Genomic DNA, 16,355 nt, shown 5'->3' with positions numbered 1-16,355 from the left:
TGTTGTTTGACAGCTCGGCCGGCTGGCCTTGCGCCACAACCCGTCCAGCCCGCATCACCGCGATGCGATCGGCAAGCAGCAAGGCCTCTGTCATGTCATGGGTGACCATTACCGTGGTCAAGGCGAGACTGCGATGCAGGGCGCGGTACTCCTCGCCGAGGGTATCGCGGGTCAGCGGATCGAGCGCGCCGAACGGTTCATCCATCAGCATGATGCGAGGACGAGCGGCGAGCGCCCGCGCCACGCCTACACGTTGCTGCTGCCCGCCCGATAGTTCATGCGGATAGCGATCGCGATGGAGGGAGCGCTCGAGCCGCACCAGGTCGAGGAGCTCATCGACCCGCGCGGCGATCTCGGTGGTGGGCCAGCCGAGCAGTCTCGGCGTGACGGCGATGTTGTCGGCGACGCGCATATGCGGAAACAGCCCGCCGCTCTGGAACACGTAGCCCATGCGCCGGCGCAAGTGAACTGGATCGACGTCGCGCGCGTCCTCGCCTTCCACCCTGACGCGGCCGCTGTCAGGGTCGAGCAGGCGGTTAGTGAGCCGCAGCAAGGTGGATTTACCGGAGCCGGAGGCGCCGACGATCGCCAGGAATTCGCCCGCGGCAATATCGAGCGAGACATCGTCGACGGCTGTGATGTGTTCGCCGTCGTGACGATCGGCAAAGCGCTTCCCGACATGCGCGTAGGCGATCAGCGGTGCAAGTACCATGGTTGGACTGGACCAGTGCGCGAGTGTCCCGAATCCGAACTGCGCTTCATTCTGCGGGAAGGACACTCGCGAGTCTATGCGAACCGCCGAGCGACGCGCGGCAAGACCGTTGGTGGTTGAGACGTCGAAATTGGTAATGGCGTCGCCGTCTACTGTACGTATCGTACCGTTGTGCTTCTCGTACGCTGCAGTGGGGCAAGCTCGTTCACCCGTACCGTACCAAGTTTGCGCGGAGATCGGGAGCAATCTGTCAGCGCAAGTTCTCCAGGGGATGTAACGGTCCATAGAAGGGAGTTGATCTGAGCGGGTGGTTCGCTGGCCTCTTTCTGGTGTTCGAGCCGAGGAGTGGCGCAGGTCTGCATGCTCCTTTTAGGACATCGCCTTCGAGCGCTTCATCAGGCGGGTGGGCGAAGGTCACTGCAGATCAAGGCATAGTGGCAGGACGCCGCTGTGATATCGCGCAATTCGACTTGAACTTCGGCTAACAATCAGTGATTGTATGCCCTGTTTAGGCTGGGGAGCCGATGGTTGTATTGGGGCGCCGGCTTCAGGGGAGCAATTGCAGTACCATAAGGCTTTCGGCGTTTTTGCCCGACAGCAAAATGGCAGCGACCCTCGGAGCGAAAATACTTGCTTTCATCCGCCCCTGTTGCGGATGGCTCGATGTTGCCTTCGAATTCGAGCACTCCGTTGCCCGCAAATATTCGCACGGCGTATTAGACAAGCCGTTTAATCACGGTAGTGCGCATCGTTGGGCGCAGAGCGTAGCGCTTCGTCCAGTTGAATTCTTCCAGTACGCGCCGGCCGTCAGCAAAGAGCGGTCTTTGCGATCATACGTCGCAGAACCCCGACGAATTATCGTCTACATCATCACCACTATTGGCTCACAAGGTAGCTATGTCGGCCGTCGGATTCTCAACATACCGGGCAATCAGGCGTACCATGATACCTTAATCTCGCACGGAATCGATTCAGATACGCGCCGCCGCATTGCCTATACGGCGAACATGTTGAGAGCTGCTGTGACCGTTTACAGCCAACTTGGCATCCATCTCATCTATCTAACGGCGGGCCTCTCCGCCGGGGGCAGGCTGTGGCCAAAGTACGGATTTATTCCTGTCAACTCGAGGGAGTGGCGCGGTTGTCGCCGACGAATATTGAGGAACTTGAAGAAGTTACCTAAAGACGTTCAAGCGCAACGCGGATCGGAAATTCTTAGCCTGGTTGACCACCCCGATCCGCTCAATTTGCGAATTATCTACCAAATGGATGACCCGGTTCGAGATATTGTGTACCCCCACCGGACTCGGAAGCTAGGCCCCGTTCTTTTGACACGAACCCGTTGGCAGGGAGTACTTGACTTGTCAGATCCAACCTCTGGGAGCATATTTTCATCAGCCATCGCCGAGGACCTTGCGGCGGCGCCGCCGGTTAGAACTTCTTAAGCTAGGCGCGAGATGCTGGCTGCTATGACCGAAGAAGAATTCGCAGATCGACTGGCTGCGGAACAGGAACAAAAAACTCCCGGTTGGGATTTCCCGGCCAGGATAGCGACGTGTCGCGATGCATTAATGCGTGAAGTGCTGAGTGTGTCCGAGGCTCAAGCAATTTATGGAGATAGCGTCCTCCGCGCAGCGCTTAAGGAAATCAAAGAAAAATTGGCAGAAACCGAATTCGATCGCGCGGCTGCCATCGTCGCTATCGCACGCGAGGTTTCACCAAAGAGAGATTTCAAAGAATTCAACTATCCCTACTTCGAGGGCGGTAAATCTCATGGTGGCATGCTCGCCGCCGCAGGCTTGGTGTTGGCGCTGATTAGCGGAACGGTTCTCGGATTTTGGGCGGAGTCAACCGATGCTGTCGCTCGCTTGCTCCCTGAGAGATCTGCGGCGGCCGTTGCACGCTTGCTTCCCGAGAAGCCCGTTGAAGTTAATTCTGATAGTTCAAGATTTACGTCAGGCTCGCCCCCTCTAAAATTCAGTGTTCCGGACACGAAGCTAACTGAAGAGAAGCTCCAATCGGAAGTTGAATCGGCCCAAGCCAATTCAAAATCTGCACAGAGACTTCAGGCAGAAATCAATAAGTTGCGGCAAGATCTCGAGAACAAGATCATAACGCTTGAGGCGCAAAGACGGCTGCTGGCTAAAATCCAGTCGCAGACATCCGATGCGTCTGATGTGATCGCCCCTCTCGGCAGATCTCTCAGTGTCCCGACCCGCTTCGATACGACCGCAAGATAGTCCGTCTATCCCAAACGCTTTGCAAAGAATCTCCGTCAGAGCTGTGGCCCCGATCGTGATAGCGCTCGTGCGGCGGCGCGCCGGCAGGCGATCGTAGTCAATGCACTTCAGACCGAAGCTATCCGCGCCGTGCAAAGGACCAATCATGGTTCGGCCCGAGCCCGATGTTGCGGTCATTGTTCGAGCGTTTTTCATGGTACCAGCCGCAAGCATCCCAGCCCGGCTCCGTGGTCTCGGCGGTGACGGGTGTTCCGATGTCGGATGATGCCCTCCGTGGCTTTTCCTTCGATCGCCTCAACTATGAGGGGGAGGATCTGATCGCACCGCGTCAAATGATGCCGCCAAGATGAAGTACGAGAGGACGAACAGGCGGCGACGGGCTTGGCGCAATGCGATGGTGGCCGGAATCTTAGACCTATCGAGCTCCTATAAACTAGACTTTCGTTGCCGATGAATGCCGGATAGCTAGGTGAGCGTTGGACGGTGGCAGGAACGCACCTACCGTGTATGTTCCCGCCGCCATTGCGGGCGGCAACATCGGGTTCGTGCTGTGCCAGGTCGGCGTCCATTGGTTTGGCAGGTGTCCCCACATATTGAGCTGACCCAGGGCGTCAAACAGCCCAAGGTATTGATAGTAGCTCACGCCTTCGACATCACTCGAGATCGGGCAGCCAAGCGTCACGACGTGGAGGTCTTGCGTTCGCTCCGGCGGGAGGGACCGGATCGCGTTTCCAATCTGCAGGGCGCCCTTGCTGTGTCCAACCAAAAGCCTGAAGGGCGTCTCGCGATGAAGGAGGAGGGAGTGCAGCACGTCCGAGGAGCCAGAGCCGTGGCGAAAAACGGGTGCGCCATGAAGCGTCTTCGCGTCCGGCGTGGACGCGGACAGTTGACGGCCGATGCTTGCCATCTGGGGCGTGGCATTGGCAAGGGTATTCTGGATCAGGCTTTTTGCATGCACGTAGTCGTAGAGGCCGAAGCCGAACCACCCTCCAAGCGCCTGTAGCATGACGTCTGCCATGCCGTATCCGGGAACAATCGCAAGCACGGGCTTTCCGAGCGCCCGAGAGATGTCCCATGCCAGCGCGACGCTGCCGAGTGCAGAGCTTCCGACTCCCGTAATCGTGGCGATCTCGACAGTACGCGTCTCCGCGTGAGACGAAGCCAGGAACAGCTCCACATCCGTATATCTGTGCACGTACGGCGCGGTATTGGCGTCGATCAGGAGAAGTGAGCCTTCCGGATCGCTGAGCGCATCGAACTGGATGATGCGGGAAGGAAATTTCTCCTCACGGGCTCGCATAGGCGCGTCTCTTTCGGCGAGCTGAATAGCCAATGCCGGTACGTTGTAGAAGATGAGATCTAGCAGCGTGTTGAATATTCGGCAGGCTCGGACGGCGGGCTCAACCAACTGTGGCGGTGGCTCAAAAATGTTGAGATAGGAGCGTTCAGATCGGGGAGCTTGGTTGTCTCCGAACGGCATCGTAAAATCCTCCTCGTTGGCTGCGTTTGCCATGCCAGCCGCTTGCATGAAGCGCTGGCGCATGACGTCGATCGTAGTGGATCGGTAACGGAACATGCCCCATTGAGCCGGTCGCAGTTCAGTTTTCGAATAGAAGCTCAATAAGCATTCGGTTCAGAGCAGTTTGAACAAAGGCAGTATGCGAAGAATATCTTCCCCTGTGTTTTTCATCTCCTTCGATCAGGTTTTCATCGGTGACCAGGTTCCACATCGAACCAGAAACTTGATGAAAGCGCTTATGCGGTGCTTCCGCGATGGAAAGCCTCGAATAATAGTGGGCCGCGCTGCAATCTGTTCCGCAGCCAGGTATTGCGCGATCTGGTTCACAGCCAAAATAAACTGCGCGATAGTTGCTTTTCTCGTCTCCGTCTAGGCGGTACCAATTAGTGGTCCTGCCCATAAACGGATCCGGATGACCTACAACATGGGCGCCCGCATTGGTGCCGCTCCGAGGATCACAATCGGGCGCCTGAAAGTGCGTTAACTCCAGCCTGTGCGTTTGAAAGGCGCGGTAGTGGCCGATGGTCAAATATCCGCGAATGTCGGCGATATGGTCAGAGACACCGCGACCGAACCCCAGTATGCGTCCAAAGCTCGCCGCAAGCGGAAATATTCGGCCTGTCGCCCAATCGTCCTTGCTCGTCACGTTGATCCAATAGGGTAATTCACTCTGCTTCGGCAGGGTCACATATTCTTCGAACTCGTCTGCTCCGATCGCTGGATTTACGGTAGACACCAGCACGCCAGGACCAAGCGGCTTTAGATTGCCGAACTGGCTTGCTCTCAGCATGAACCGCGAGAGTATGCGGCCACCGAGCGAGTGACCCATGATAAGTGCTCGATTGGACTTATCAGCATTCTGGAGTTCGCTGGTGAGTGCCATCAAGTCATCGGCTAATTGCTCGGAACGGCCGACACGATCCGCGGCGCGGGCGCGAGAGCCGATCGAGAACGGGAAGAAGTAGTCATCCGCGCCGCCGTTCCATCCGATGTATACGCCGAGAACGGTCCGGTCATAATCTCCTCTGCGGAGAAGCTCCCACTTACTCTTGGCAAGAATATCCTTGAAGAATCTGAGATTGGCATCTTGTGACCCCTTGACGCAAATGCTTTCGAGGTCGGGTAGCTCGACGCCTGGTGTCTCACGAGCGTCGTGATTCCAGCCATGAACAAACACCACGAGATAGACCCGGTTGAGCGAGCGAATTTCATTCTTAATCGCTTGGACCTGCTCGTGCTGCCATCGCAAAGCGATTCCTGGCCCGTCGGATTTGTATTCAATCGTGGCGAAACGGAACGGCGCTGGTGTGCAGGACTGATTCTTCGTGCTCCTACATTTCCCGTAACCGAGAACATCGGTATCCCAACCGTCGGTATCCACGCCGAAACATGGCTGCGTTCCGTGAGCGCAATTGTCTCGCCTTTGCACCAGTTCAGCCTCATTCGCACATTTGATGTTCGCGTCTGCAGTTGCGATCGTGCTCGGCGTGCAGACAGGATGAAAATTCTGGTCCGGCGTTTCGGGCAGAAACCACACCAGCGCGTTAAGACCAACGACGAACGCGATGGCCGCAATTCCGATGACGGCGAGGCGTCGCTTCATTTAATAACTCCAAGATAACTCTTGCTCAAATCGCCCATAACGGTGGACGTCATGGACGCGGCCTTCGAACGGCGCAATATGCCTTCCAATCGGTATCGCCGCCTCGGATCAGATCGCGCACAGCTGGCTGATCTTTCACGACTGATACCTTCATTGCGGCTTCCGAATTATGACAACCAACGCATGCCGACTGCATGAGTGGCGGTTGTTCGGACGAGAGCGCATTTCGCGCTGTGCGTCGTGGTGCCGACCGAGCCCCCGCCCGCATGGTTATATTGGTAGATGGTGTCGCTATCCGCGTTCAGATCTTTGTACGAAACGCGCGTTCGGTGGAGGTTGGGACTGATATGGCCACGCACATCCACTCCTCCGTCGCCGCCGATCTCCAGTGCCGTAAGTCAATGATCTATGACGCTTCGTCCAAGACGGACCGAGATGTCAGTGGCTTTTGTCGCCGTCGACAAAATTCAAGCCGGCAGGCGCGCGTCGCTTGACGCTCAAGCGCATCTAAGATCGGGATACGATAGGTGGCCGTCCGACAAATCGGGCGCACGGCGGAAATGGGGATTGCACGCGAGTGCCGCGTACATGACACGGACACTATTGCACTTCGATCTGAAAACAGAACATTGGCGCAATGGCAGGGGGCCAAGGCGATGCCGCAGCCCGTTCCGCCCTCGATTACCTTGAATTTGTGCCTGATGCGCACCAGCCGTTTGGGCTTTTTGGGCAGTGCGGCGTCCAGCAATTCCTCATTATCCAGACCCGCTCAGTGAAGTTGGCTCCGTTAGACCAGACACTCGGCTGGTTTGATTGATGCACAATGTACTCCCGCGGTGAGCGGAAGCCCAGCCGGCGCCGCGCTTGCGGTTCAATTCGCATTCTTCAGCCAGCCAGACAGCGACGCCCAGGCCTCCTTGTTCGACCGATGGCAGAGCTGGCGATCCAGATACTCCTGGACTGCACCTGACAACCACCAGCTCATCGAAACGTCGTCGATTGGCGCGGTGGCAGGCGCGTCGTCCACCGTCTGGTCCTGCAGATGGCACCCGCTGCCGGCAGCTTGCGGGGCGTGCGGCGTCTGGTCGAAAACCTGGAAGCGGACATATTTGATTCCCTTTGCGGCGCGCGCCGCCTCGACGGCCTGGGCGGCATGACCGCTTCGCGTTCCGATTAGGGCCGTCACCGGAGTCGTCAAGCTCTCGTACCACCGTGACAGACGCGGCGTCGGTCGCAGCTCCTTGCGGGCGGGCATATTGCCAACGGAGGTATTGTCGCCGGCGCGCTGGACCGGATCATTGGTAACGTGCAGGATGATGGGCTCCATCGCAGGCCTGAGTTGCCTGATCGCGCGTGCGAGCTCCAGCGCCGTGGTGACGCCGTCGTTTTCGAAATAGCCACCATCAACGACGCGTTCCGTGGGACGCTTTGGATCGTCGCTCGGAACCGCGCCATAGGGCGAAATGACGGGAAAGCGCGCGCTCAAAGTCGCTGCGGACGACAGCGGGATGTCATGCGCGGGAAGTTCTTCAAACAGGTCGTAGGATTCCGGAAAGACGCGCCGCTGCTCGTTTGCGCTGTCGGTATAGATGGGCGACAGGTCGGAAGCGATCACCCGCCGCCCGGTATCGACCGAAGTGGCGTTCAAAAGCAGCAGCGGCAGCCAGCGCGCTTCGGCGCCGACATATCCCAGCGGCCGTGCCAAGCCTCTGCGGTTCGAGAGTTCCGGATCAGAGCCGACCATGATCCCAATACGGGACGCGAGGCTCGTTGGTACACTCAGCAATGTCGCATAGCGAATTTCGAAGGCGCGCTCGAGCAAGGCGGCGCGGTCGTCGCTGTCGCTACCGAATGCCTTTGCGATGCCGGCAAAGCCGCTCCAGGGATCGCGAAACGCCAGGCCGAGGATTGCGGGCGACAGGAAGTCGCCGGCAGTCAGGCTCTGAAGACAAGCCTTCCAGGAGTTTTGCTGCACGGGCTGAACGGAGAAGCGGCTAAAGGCGCCGCCGCCCTTAAAGCCGTACCACAGTGCGTCCGTGCTCTTGCACGGCGCAGCACCGTCGCCGCTGGCGTCCGCCAGTGCGGAGCGGATCATTGCTGCCCCCACCGAGCCGCCGGACACGCCGGAGATTGCAAATGTCTGCGCACCGAAGTCGTGGAACGCGGGGTTTCCGCGGGTCGTATCCAAGATATCGCCAAGGACGGTTGCGCCAAGAAATGACGCGCGGCTGGCTCCTCCCGCCAACGCAACGATCACCGGATGCTTCGCGCAGTCGGCATTGCTGGAGCGATTGGGGTCGCAATTGAGCCTCTCCCATCGGGACAGTGCTTCCTCAAGCTTGACCTGCCGCGCGTTCGAATTCTGTACCTTGTCAGGCCAGATCCTGACGTCGTGATAGGACGGCGCCAGTATGGCGAACAGGCCGAAAACGAGCGTAAGCAGGACGAAGATCGGAAAGCGCAGTCGGTGCGAGAACGCTGTGATGATGGACAACGGAAACACCGGCAGCCCCAGCAGGACCGGCACGAACCAGGCGCGCGGCACGACGTAGCCGAACAAGAGCGGCACAAAGAGCGACGCCACAAAGCAAAAGAGCACGACGGTTCCGAGCAAAATCGCAACCCAATCCGCCTTCACACCGCCATAACGCACAACGCGCGCCGCCCGCTGCTGGCGCGATACCAGAAAGGTGAGGAACCAGATCGGGCTGGGCTCCGCGATGACGGCCTTCGGGTCCGGCTTCAGAAGGTCTGCCAAGGGACGCGCATAGGCCCGCCGGAAGATCACGATCACTAGAAATAACACGGCCATGCCGGCGGTTGCGATCTCGAGATGCCGGAAATAGCTGCGGACCGCCTCTTCTCCCGCATCCATCAGGACCGAGGTCGTTTGCGCGCCGATCACGCCCCAGCCAACTGCACCGAAGCAGACAAGGCCAAGCAGTCTCGGCAACCAGGTTCCGATGAAAGCGAACCGCATCTGAAGCCCATTCGCAACCGGCGGCGTAAGCGGAAGAGGACGGCTCCCCGCAGCCCAGGCCTGTTGCTCTAGTGCCTTCCTCGCACCGTAATGCACGCAAAGCGCCCAAGCCAAGACGAGCGCAAAGAAGGCAGCCCAGTAGAGCGCTCCCGCACTGATTTCGACAAACAGGTCACGTGCTGGTGGAGCGCAGGCAAACAGCAAGGTTCCGAGAGCCGCGCTGATCACACTGATGCGGCATACCCACACCGCGCGTCCAAGACGCGAGATCGCGGTGCGCGGCGTCGGGAAGAAGCACAGAAGGAACGTAAATGTGGCCAGCGCCAGCGCGACAATGAACATCAAGGCCCCTCGACTGTCTTATTGGAAAAATGGCCTCGTCAGCGCAATTCGAATGCAAGTCGATTCGCAGCTGGTCAGTGCCAGTGCGCGTCGTGCTGATGATGCGCGTCAGTGAGTCCGTTGCGGAAATATCGGTCGTAATAATCGCAATCGACATGATGCACCTGGAGCCAAACGCCAGGAACGTAGATCGCGTCGACATGCGCCGGGAAACGCCCATGTGTTTCGTAGATATACGTGCAAATGTCAGTTGCGCAGTCGATAACCTCCTGGCTGTAATCGCTCGCTTCCGCCAGATAAGTCGCGCCAAATCGCTCTTTGTATATTTGCGCAAACATCTCCTTGTCCCTGTAGATACCTTCAGGGCCAAACTTTCCCGCCATGACCTCGTCGACCGCGGCCTTCATGGAGGCGTAGTACGGGGGGCACTTTGCCTTTAATACGTATTCACCATCGACCTTGAGGCCTATGGGATGGGCGCGCAGGTTGCTGAATTTGGGGAGCAGAACTTGCCAGCGGATGATGTCGAGCAGTCTGAATGGCGGTGTCGCAAACTCAAAGCCCAGCATTTTTCCATACTGGTCTGTGAATTTTGGATCGCCGAGGAGTACCGGTGGGCTGATTGAGCCGTGGATGTACGCACCCAATCCCATCGCGTCCGCGACCAATGTGAGATTCTGCAGCAGCAGATCGGCTTCAATGTGCGTCCGCAATGTGGAGATTGTTCCCAGTGGGATCTTGATGTCGGGGTTGAGAAAGCCGTTGCGCACCCATTTTTGTATACCGGCCACCCGATAGAAATTTCGATCGTCGACGATCGTCGGCCGCCGTCCCTTTGGTTGGGTCAGCAGATACATCAGCCCGTTAATGTATTGATGCGATAGGTCGACGACCGGAAAGAAAATCGTCGTGCCGGGAAGATTCGACAGAAACCGGTTGGAGTCGAGATAGGCGGGAAAGTCGCGGTCCTCGGTATCGATCCGGCGGTCCAGGACCTTGACTTTGGCCATTTGGGCTCGCTCGATCAGGGCCTGCGGCGCAAGCGCTGCCGTCGGCTCGGTTGGCGGCAATTTCTTGATGAAGTACGTGCCGCTATCGTTGATCATGAAAAAGGCCGTCCCCTGAGCGTTGTCGGGGCTGCCGGCAGTACGGCCCTCCATCGTCAGGTTCGGTTTGGCCATGATGAAGTCGCCGGAGGTCGGATCCTGAAACGGCCGGTCCGGCATTGTCAGACCCGTATGTCCGGTCATCGCGATCAGCACGGCCTCTTCGAGTTCGCTGAGCGGCAGCGGCCGATGGGTCGACGCATAGGTCATCGAGCCGGCTCTCACGAGCGGAACGCCACGACTTACCCGATGCGTCCTTCGGCGCCAGATGCTCTCCACAAGCGGTCGTGCCCATAGCGCGTCGAGGCCCGTACTTTTCAATGACGCGGGTTCCATCATCAAAGCCTCAGTTCGGGATTGTTCCTGGCGGATTAGGCCAGGGAGCAAACGGATTGGCGACGCGCTGCAACACCGGCGTCAACTCGGGGAAATGACGCAGGAGCACTGACGCCATATTGTTGTTGTTGACCCAATCGAGCCCGGGTTGGGTGTAAACGGCCGAGGTGAAATCGTCGGTGAAGAAGCGATCGCTCTTGAGCCGACGTGACGCCATCAGAATAAAGACACGGAATGCCGTATCGCTGAAACCGAAACCTTCCGGCGGTGTCTCGGCATACATGCCGACCATCAGGTCGACCTTGTCGGGGTGACCGTAGACCTCGCGCAAGGTTCGCACGATGTCTGGATCCGTGCTCATCTGTTCGAACGAGCTGATCCGTGGCATATGAAACAGTTCGCGAAACCGGTTGTATCGCGGCACACCGCGTTCGCGGTCGCGTAGGATATCGATCGTGGCAAGATCGATGAATTCCTCCAACTGCTGGCCGTTGCGGCGACGCATCCGGCGCATCCAGTTGGGAAAGTTGCGCAGCGTCACCGCGCCGGGACTCTGAGCGCCGAAGGAATAGACTACGTCGGCCAGAGTGACGCGCTCGTCCCGTAGCGCGTTCTTCATGGCAAATGGCCCGACGATCAGGTCCGGATCCTCGGGATCATCCGCTTCGAACTTGAGCACACGTGAGCGGCTGCCGTCCCTGTAGGATAAGAGCGCAACATCGTTCGGCAGCAGCGGATGAAGCCGGTAAACCGACACAAATTCCTCGGTCAGGCAGTAATCGGCTCCAGTTTGATTGGTTTGTGAGCCAGGTATGCCGCTTATTGCCTCGCTGGCGCTGATCCGCCCGAACGTTTTCTTCACCGACTCCTGCGCCAATCCCCACCAATTCGCGTTCATGCCGATCTGCAGCGCGGGATGAACCAGGATGGCCCGGGTCCAGTCGACCGTGTGGATCTTGGCCATGAGCGCGTTGTTGACGAGTCGCGCTACCCGGAAGATTTTGTCGTCTCCGTCAGGTTGGTGCAGCCATTCGGGAAAAGCTAGAATGAGATGATCGCAGATCGCATTGTGTTCCAGCGTGAAGATGTTGTGCAGCAGGCTCAAGCCAAGCCACCAGTTCGAGGTCAATCCTGTCTTTTCGACGCCGGTTGGATCTAGCGGAATGAGCCTCGTCTTCGGATCAATGTTGAGCTTGCCCGCGGTGCCTGCTCTGTACTGCATCAAGGCCGGTCGGCTATCGCCGTAGATTTGCGACGAGTCCCACCAATGGGTTTCGGCGTTGGCAAACGTTTCCGGTCCGGCCCCATCATTCACGCGACGCGTCGGATCGGCCCGTGTGCGTCGCACGAGCATTTTGCCGCCGGGCCACGCGTCGCCGGGCGGAATCGGCACGTCAAAGGGGTCGTCGTCGATCGCACGGGGATTCCCGTGATTAAACCAGTCGTGGGTCTGAAACTGGATCCAGGCGGCGGCGAGCAGGTTGAGGATCGTTGCCGGCTGAAATCCATTGGAACCGTCCGCGTTGCGTGGCCGGCCGAGCAAGAGATTGCTCACCTGTCGCGGATTGGGATCGAGTATCGCGCCATCCCGAACCGGATCGACCTCGTTTAACGGGATGTTCCGTCCAAACCGCGCTCCTTGGTTGCTCAGGGTGAAATCGGGTCCGCCAAACGCCGCGTTTCCCATGGTTGGTTTGCTTAGATCATTGTACTGCCCGTCTTCTTCGCGCTCGCTGAGGAAGAGTGGGTCGTACGGCGCGACCGCACGCAAGCCGGCTGGCTCGCTCACGGCGATGTCGGAGGTGTTGTGCAGATTCTTGGCGCGTAGCACCTCGCGCAACGCGCCCAGATTGGCGACCGCCAGGAATGTCGGCAATCTGTGCCAGACCACGAAGCGATTGAGGAGTTCGAAGAATTTGACATATACGACCATCAGCAGCGATTTCGGATCATTCTCGCTGACGATGAGCCGTACCACCAGGCAGGCGAGAACGATGATCGCCATTAACAGGCCAAGCAGGCGCGCTACGATACCGGCTTTTTCAGCGAGCACGAACGCTCCGAAGAACATCAGGAAGGCCAATAGATGAACGGCTCCACGCTGCACCCGAACCCATTTCTGGTTGTCTGAGACGGTATAGGCCAGAACGACATCGAGCCCCCACCAAGCCGCCAAGAAGAAATCTGGTCCCGGATGCGCCACGATGCACCCGGGATGGGCCTGCCGTGTCTGGCCGAGATCGTAGATCGCTTCGAACCTGCCACCGCAACTGCCGGCAATGGCCCAGGTGAGGTGGATGAGCAGGGCGAGATAGGCAAACGTCCAGAAAGCGCGCCAAAAGCTGTTCGACGAGTTGCTGCGCGAGAAAATATGAAAGCAAAGTGCAGGCACCAGCAGGAAAATGCAGGCCCAAGCGGTGAAAATGTCCAGATAGAAGAACCGATCGGGATCAGGGTTGTGATGCTGTACCAGTAGGGCACCGCCGTGAGCGACCGCCATCGCGGCCAGAAAGACAGCGCCTGCGAATCCAAAAATGGCTGGCGTCGATCCGTGAAAGCTATCCGGCCTGTCCATCGCCCAATCTCCAGGTGACTTCGATGCGGAGGTGCGCGGCGCAATATCATGCGCCTTTCCTGGCCGCTTCGATCAATCCGTCCGCGCTGGAGTCAAAGCGGGTAGTTGGCATTCGCCGCGGGCACACACGATCGCCAATACACTTCACTACCGCTCGCACCACAACTTCACGTGAATCCTTCGATATCATCGATGCGAGATACGTCTCACTTTGGAAGTCGCTTTCTAGTCACGTAGCTACGTGTTGAGCCGCAGCAGTCTGACGATGTCTATATCCCGATTGCCGTAATCGGCATCATTCCAACTTCCATAAACAGAAGGGTAATCTTTTGGGAAGCGTCCGCCGCCGCCAACTGCCCAACCTCAATGATCGCAATATTAAGAGAGGCAAGACTGGCTATTCATTGCAGCCGACGGCTCTCGCGTCAACTATTGATTGTATTCATCGGGAAAAGCAATTTCTCAAGCCGCGCTGATGGTACCTGTCATAGGGGGCTCCTTGAACAAGGTGGCGCTTGATGGTGACCATGAAGAATTGGCGCTCTTCTAGCGTAGACACTAATGGCAAATTGTAACAGTTGCGCAGGCCAGTGTCGTACACAACGAACGAATGATCTCCTCATCGCTTCGCGTGCTCTCTCGGCTACAGATTGGAGCGTTTCGTACGGATGCTTCTCTCACTCGCTTTGACCTTTAGATGCGGCGCACAGGACGTCTCCTGGATTCGAGTTGGCCAGAAGCGGTGGAGACAACCGCAGAATAATATCTCCGTTTCGAGCGCCACGCTGCGCCGATCGCGCCGCTCAGCCCTTGATCGCCGTGGAAAGCTCGTACTTGTCGAGCAGTCGAGGTTGCTGGTCGGGTATCCGATCTGGGCGGCGGCTACGACGAGGTATTCCATTTTTGCAATCAGGCTCAGATGTTTGAGATCGCCCCGCCGCTGAACGATGGGCTTTTGATAACACCAACGACCTATCTTGCCGCTCACAAGTGAAATCCCGCCGCGTATTTGTATGAGTGATTTGGTGCGGCCTCGCAGGTTGGGCCGCGCCAAATCGTGCTTTTATTTCTGTTTCAACTTTGCAATTGTAAAGCGAACTGCGTTCGATGTAGGCGATTTTATTATATTTGGAGCTGGGGTGAGCACAATGCAGATCAAGGTATCGTTGAATGCCGGAGCTACGGACGCTGGGGATATTCGCGCGGTGCTCGATACGGAATTGCATGGACTAGAACAGCCGGATTTGGAGATAACTACTCAAAAGAAGCCGGTCGAAGCAGGCGCTCTCGCCCTCGCTGAGGCTTACCAGTTCATTCTCGACTATGGCCCAGGCCTTGCGAAGGCGCTTCCGCTGGTGACAGCGGTGCTTCAATTGTCAAACGCCGTCTTGCAGCGACGTGGAATAACAGCCAAGAAGAAAACCAAAGCTCCTACGAAAACGACCCCCAAGAAGCCGACCGCGCCGGCCACGCAGCCTCTGGTCTTAGTACAAGTGGAAGATAGGATTATCGAACTGCCTGCTGACCAACCGCAGCTCAAGAAATTTCTGAACTCGCTTTCGAAACCCGAACAGTCTCCGAGCAAGTCCGCCGCCAACAAGCCAAGGAAAGCCAGTACAACAAAGAAGAGAGCGACCAAGAGATGACACGAAGAGCACTCCTGGTCGGCAACTCAGTAACTTATTCGGACCTGTCGAAAAGCATTAGCCGTCCTATTTTAGAGCGCACGGTTCAGCGCCTCAAGGTCCTGCTTTCGGAACTAGGAGATGAGTACGCCTTCGACGTATCCGTGTGTATTGACGAGCGCGGACAAACGGTGGTTAGAAAGTTGGAGGAGCTCGCGCAACGTGCCGCGCAGGATGGGGACTTGCTGCTCTTCTATTATTTCGGACATGGCGATCTATCAGCGGATTCGAAACTTCTTCTCCTTCATAGAGGGCCAAAGAACGGCGAGCACGACAAGATATCCCTCGAGCAACTTGAGACGCGAGTTGCCGAAAACGAAGTCAAAAAGAGCCTGTTCCTGTTGGACTGCTGCTACGCCGGTGGAGTCGAGCGGACGTTTCCACACGCTTTGAAAGGCGAGCACTGCCGGATTGCGGCGACCGCGCCGTCTTCGAAGGCTTATGTCAGGTCGGGAACGCTGGAAGATCCAATCGGTGCATTCACATCTGCATTGATGGAGAGCTTCACGGCAGCGGAGGCTTGCGTATCGGCCGTGGACAATCACGTTAGTACGGAGAGCTTGTTCAATTACGTCCAGAGGGTTCTGATCGAAAGCGGGCGAACCCAAGTCCAAGCCCCCAAGATACAAGGAACGCTTCGCGAGCCACTCTTCGAGTATAGGGCGGCTCCGGCCCTGCACCAAGGGTACGCCGGATGGGCCGACGAAAAGACTGCTTATGCGAAGGTCATCGTGATCGTTAGGGCGTTGGCCGAGAGTAGTTTTCCAAACGCGCTTGCGCTGCATCGGCACTTGACGAAAAGATACGCCCGCTCCTTTGAGACCCTGCACAAGCAAGCAAACGGTACGTTTATCTATGTGCCGGTAGGACATAAGGTCGTTGGGCGATACTTAGGATTTATGCACCGCATCGGTTTGCTGGATGGCAAGGCACTTCGGCTTTCGCCACGTGGTCGATCCCTCGCCGCCAACTGGGAGAGCCGCGGCAACGGACTACTTCTAGAGGCCTTAGACGCTTACCTAATAGATCGAGGCATGAAGCGGGACGAGTTGATCAATGCAACGCGCCGCGTGTTACAAAATCGTCGTATCCCGACGAAGCATGAAATAGCCGACATGCTGAGCCTGACGGTAAGCGCCAAGGCCATCGCGCGTTGCGGACCGACTGGCAATCTGAGATTCTCCAGCGTTGGCGCGCCGGAGGTAGTGATGTCAATTTCTATAACTATGCCTATGCCTGATGATAGAACATGCCAGG

The 16,355-nt window shown here is 57.7% G+C and carries 10 protein-coding genes; 4 read left to right on the top strand and 6 right to left on the bottom strand.

Annotated elements, in window-relative coordinates; all coding sequences use genetic code 11:
• The coding region (locus FNJ47_RS35795; RefSeq protein WP_163160601.1) for an ATP-binding cassette domain-containing protein at positions 1-712 on the bottom strand (712 nt) is incomplete at its 3' end.
• A gap of 602 nt (positions 713-1,314) precedes the next feature.
• Between FNJ47_RS35795 and FNJ47_RS35790 the strand changes: the two genes are divergently transcribed.
• Both FNJ47_RS35790 and FNJ47_RS35785 read left to right on the top strand, forming a co-directional pair.
• Positions 1,315-2,157: a hypothetical protein gene (locus tag FNJ47_RS35790; RefSeq protein WP_163160598.1), complete on the top strand. Its 843-nt coding sequence runs from the start codon at positions 1,315-1,317 to the stop codon at positions 2,155-2,157.
• Between the two features lie 24 nt (positions 2,158-2,181).
• A complete protein-coding gene (locus tag FNJ47_RS35785) occupies positions 2,182-2,952 on the top strand; it encodes a hypothetical protein (protein WP_163160597.1) in 771 nt (256 codons plus the stop codon).
• A 433-nt stretch (positions 2,953-3,385) separates the two neighbouring features.
• Here FNJ47_RS35785 and FNJ47_RS35780 read toward each other — a convergent pair whose 3' ends face one another.
• The 5 genes from FNJ47_RS35780 to FNJ47_RS35760 form a co-directional block, all read right to left on the bottom strand.
• Positions 3,386-4,573 carry a hypothetical protein gene (locus FNJ47_RS35780; RefSeq protein WP_163160596.1) on the bottom strand — a complete coding sequence of 396 codons (1,188 nt, stop codon included), beginning with the start codon at positions 4,571-4,573 and terminating at the stop codon, positions 3,386-3,388.
• On the bottom strand, positions 4,551-6,074 hold the full coding sequence (locus FNJ47_RS35775; protein WP_163160595.1) for a hypothetical protein: 1,524 nt from the start codon (positions 6,072-6,074) through the stop codon (positions 4,551-4,553). The genes FNJ47_RS35780 and FNJ47_RS35775 overlap by 23 nt, the downstream gene beginning before the upstream one ends.
• An 871-nt stretch (positions 6,075-6,945) precedes the next feature.
• Positions 6,946-9,396, bottom strand: coding sequence for a hypothetical protein (locus tag FNJ47_RS35770; protein ID WP_163160594.1), 2,451 nt, complete (start codon positions 9,394-9,396; stop codon positions 6,946-6,948).
• 74 nt (positions 9,397-9,470) lie between these two features.
• Entirely contained in the window at positions 9,471-10,712 is a 1,242-nt protein-coding gene (locus FNJ47_RS35765; protein WP_236000288.1) for a hypothetical protein, read from the bottom strand.
• A gap of 136 nt (positions 10,713-10,848) precedes the next feature.
• A complete protein-coding gene (locus FNJ47_RS35760; protein ID WP_236000287.1) occupies positions 10,849-13,413 on the bottom strand; it encodes a peroxidase family protein in 2,565 nt (854 codons plus the stop codon).
• Between the two features lie 1,148 nt (positions 13,414-14,561).
• On the opposite strand from FNJ47_RS35760, the gene FNJ47_RS35755 reads away from it, so the two are divergent.
• Positions 14,562-15,059, top strand: a complete 498-nt coding sequence (locus FNJ47_RS35755; RefSeq protein WP_163160593.1) for a hypothetical protein — start codon at positions 14,562-14,564, stop codon at positions 15,057-15,059.
• On the top strand, positions 15,056-16,355 hold a 1,300-nt coding region (locus FNJ47_RS35750), incomplete at its 3' end, for a caspase family protein (RefSeq protein ID WP_163160592.1). The genes FNJ47_RS35755 and FNJ47_RS35750, both read left to right, overlap by 4 nt.

This window comes from Bradyrhizobium uaiense, from assembly GCF_010811875.1.
GTDB lineage: Bacteria > Pseudomonadota > Alphaproteobacteria > Rhizobiales > Xanthobacteraceae > Bradyrhizobium > Bradyrhizobium uaiense.
The sequence above is the reverse complement of the archived record's forward strand: the minus strand, read 5'-3'. Positions and strand labels throughout refer to the sequence as shown.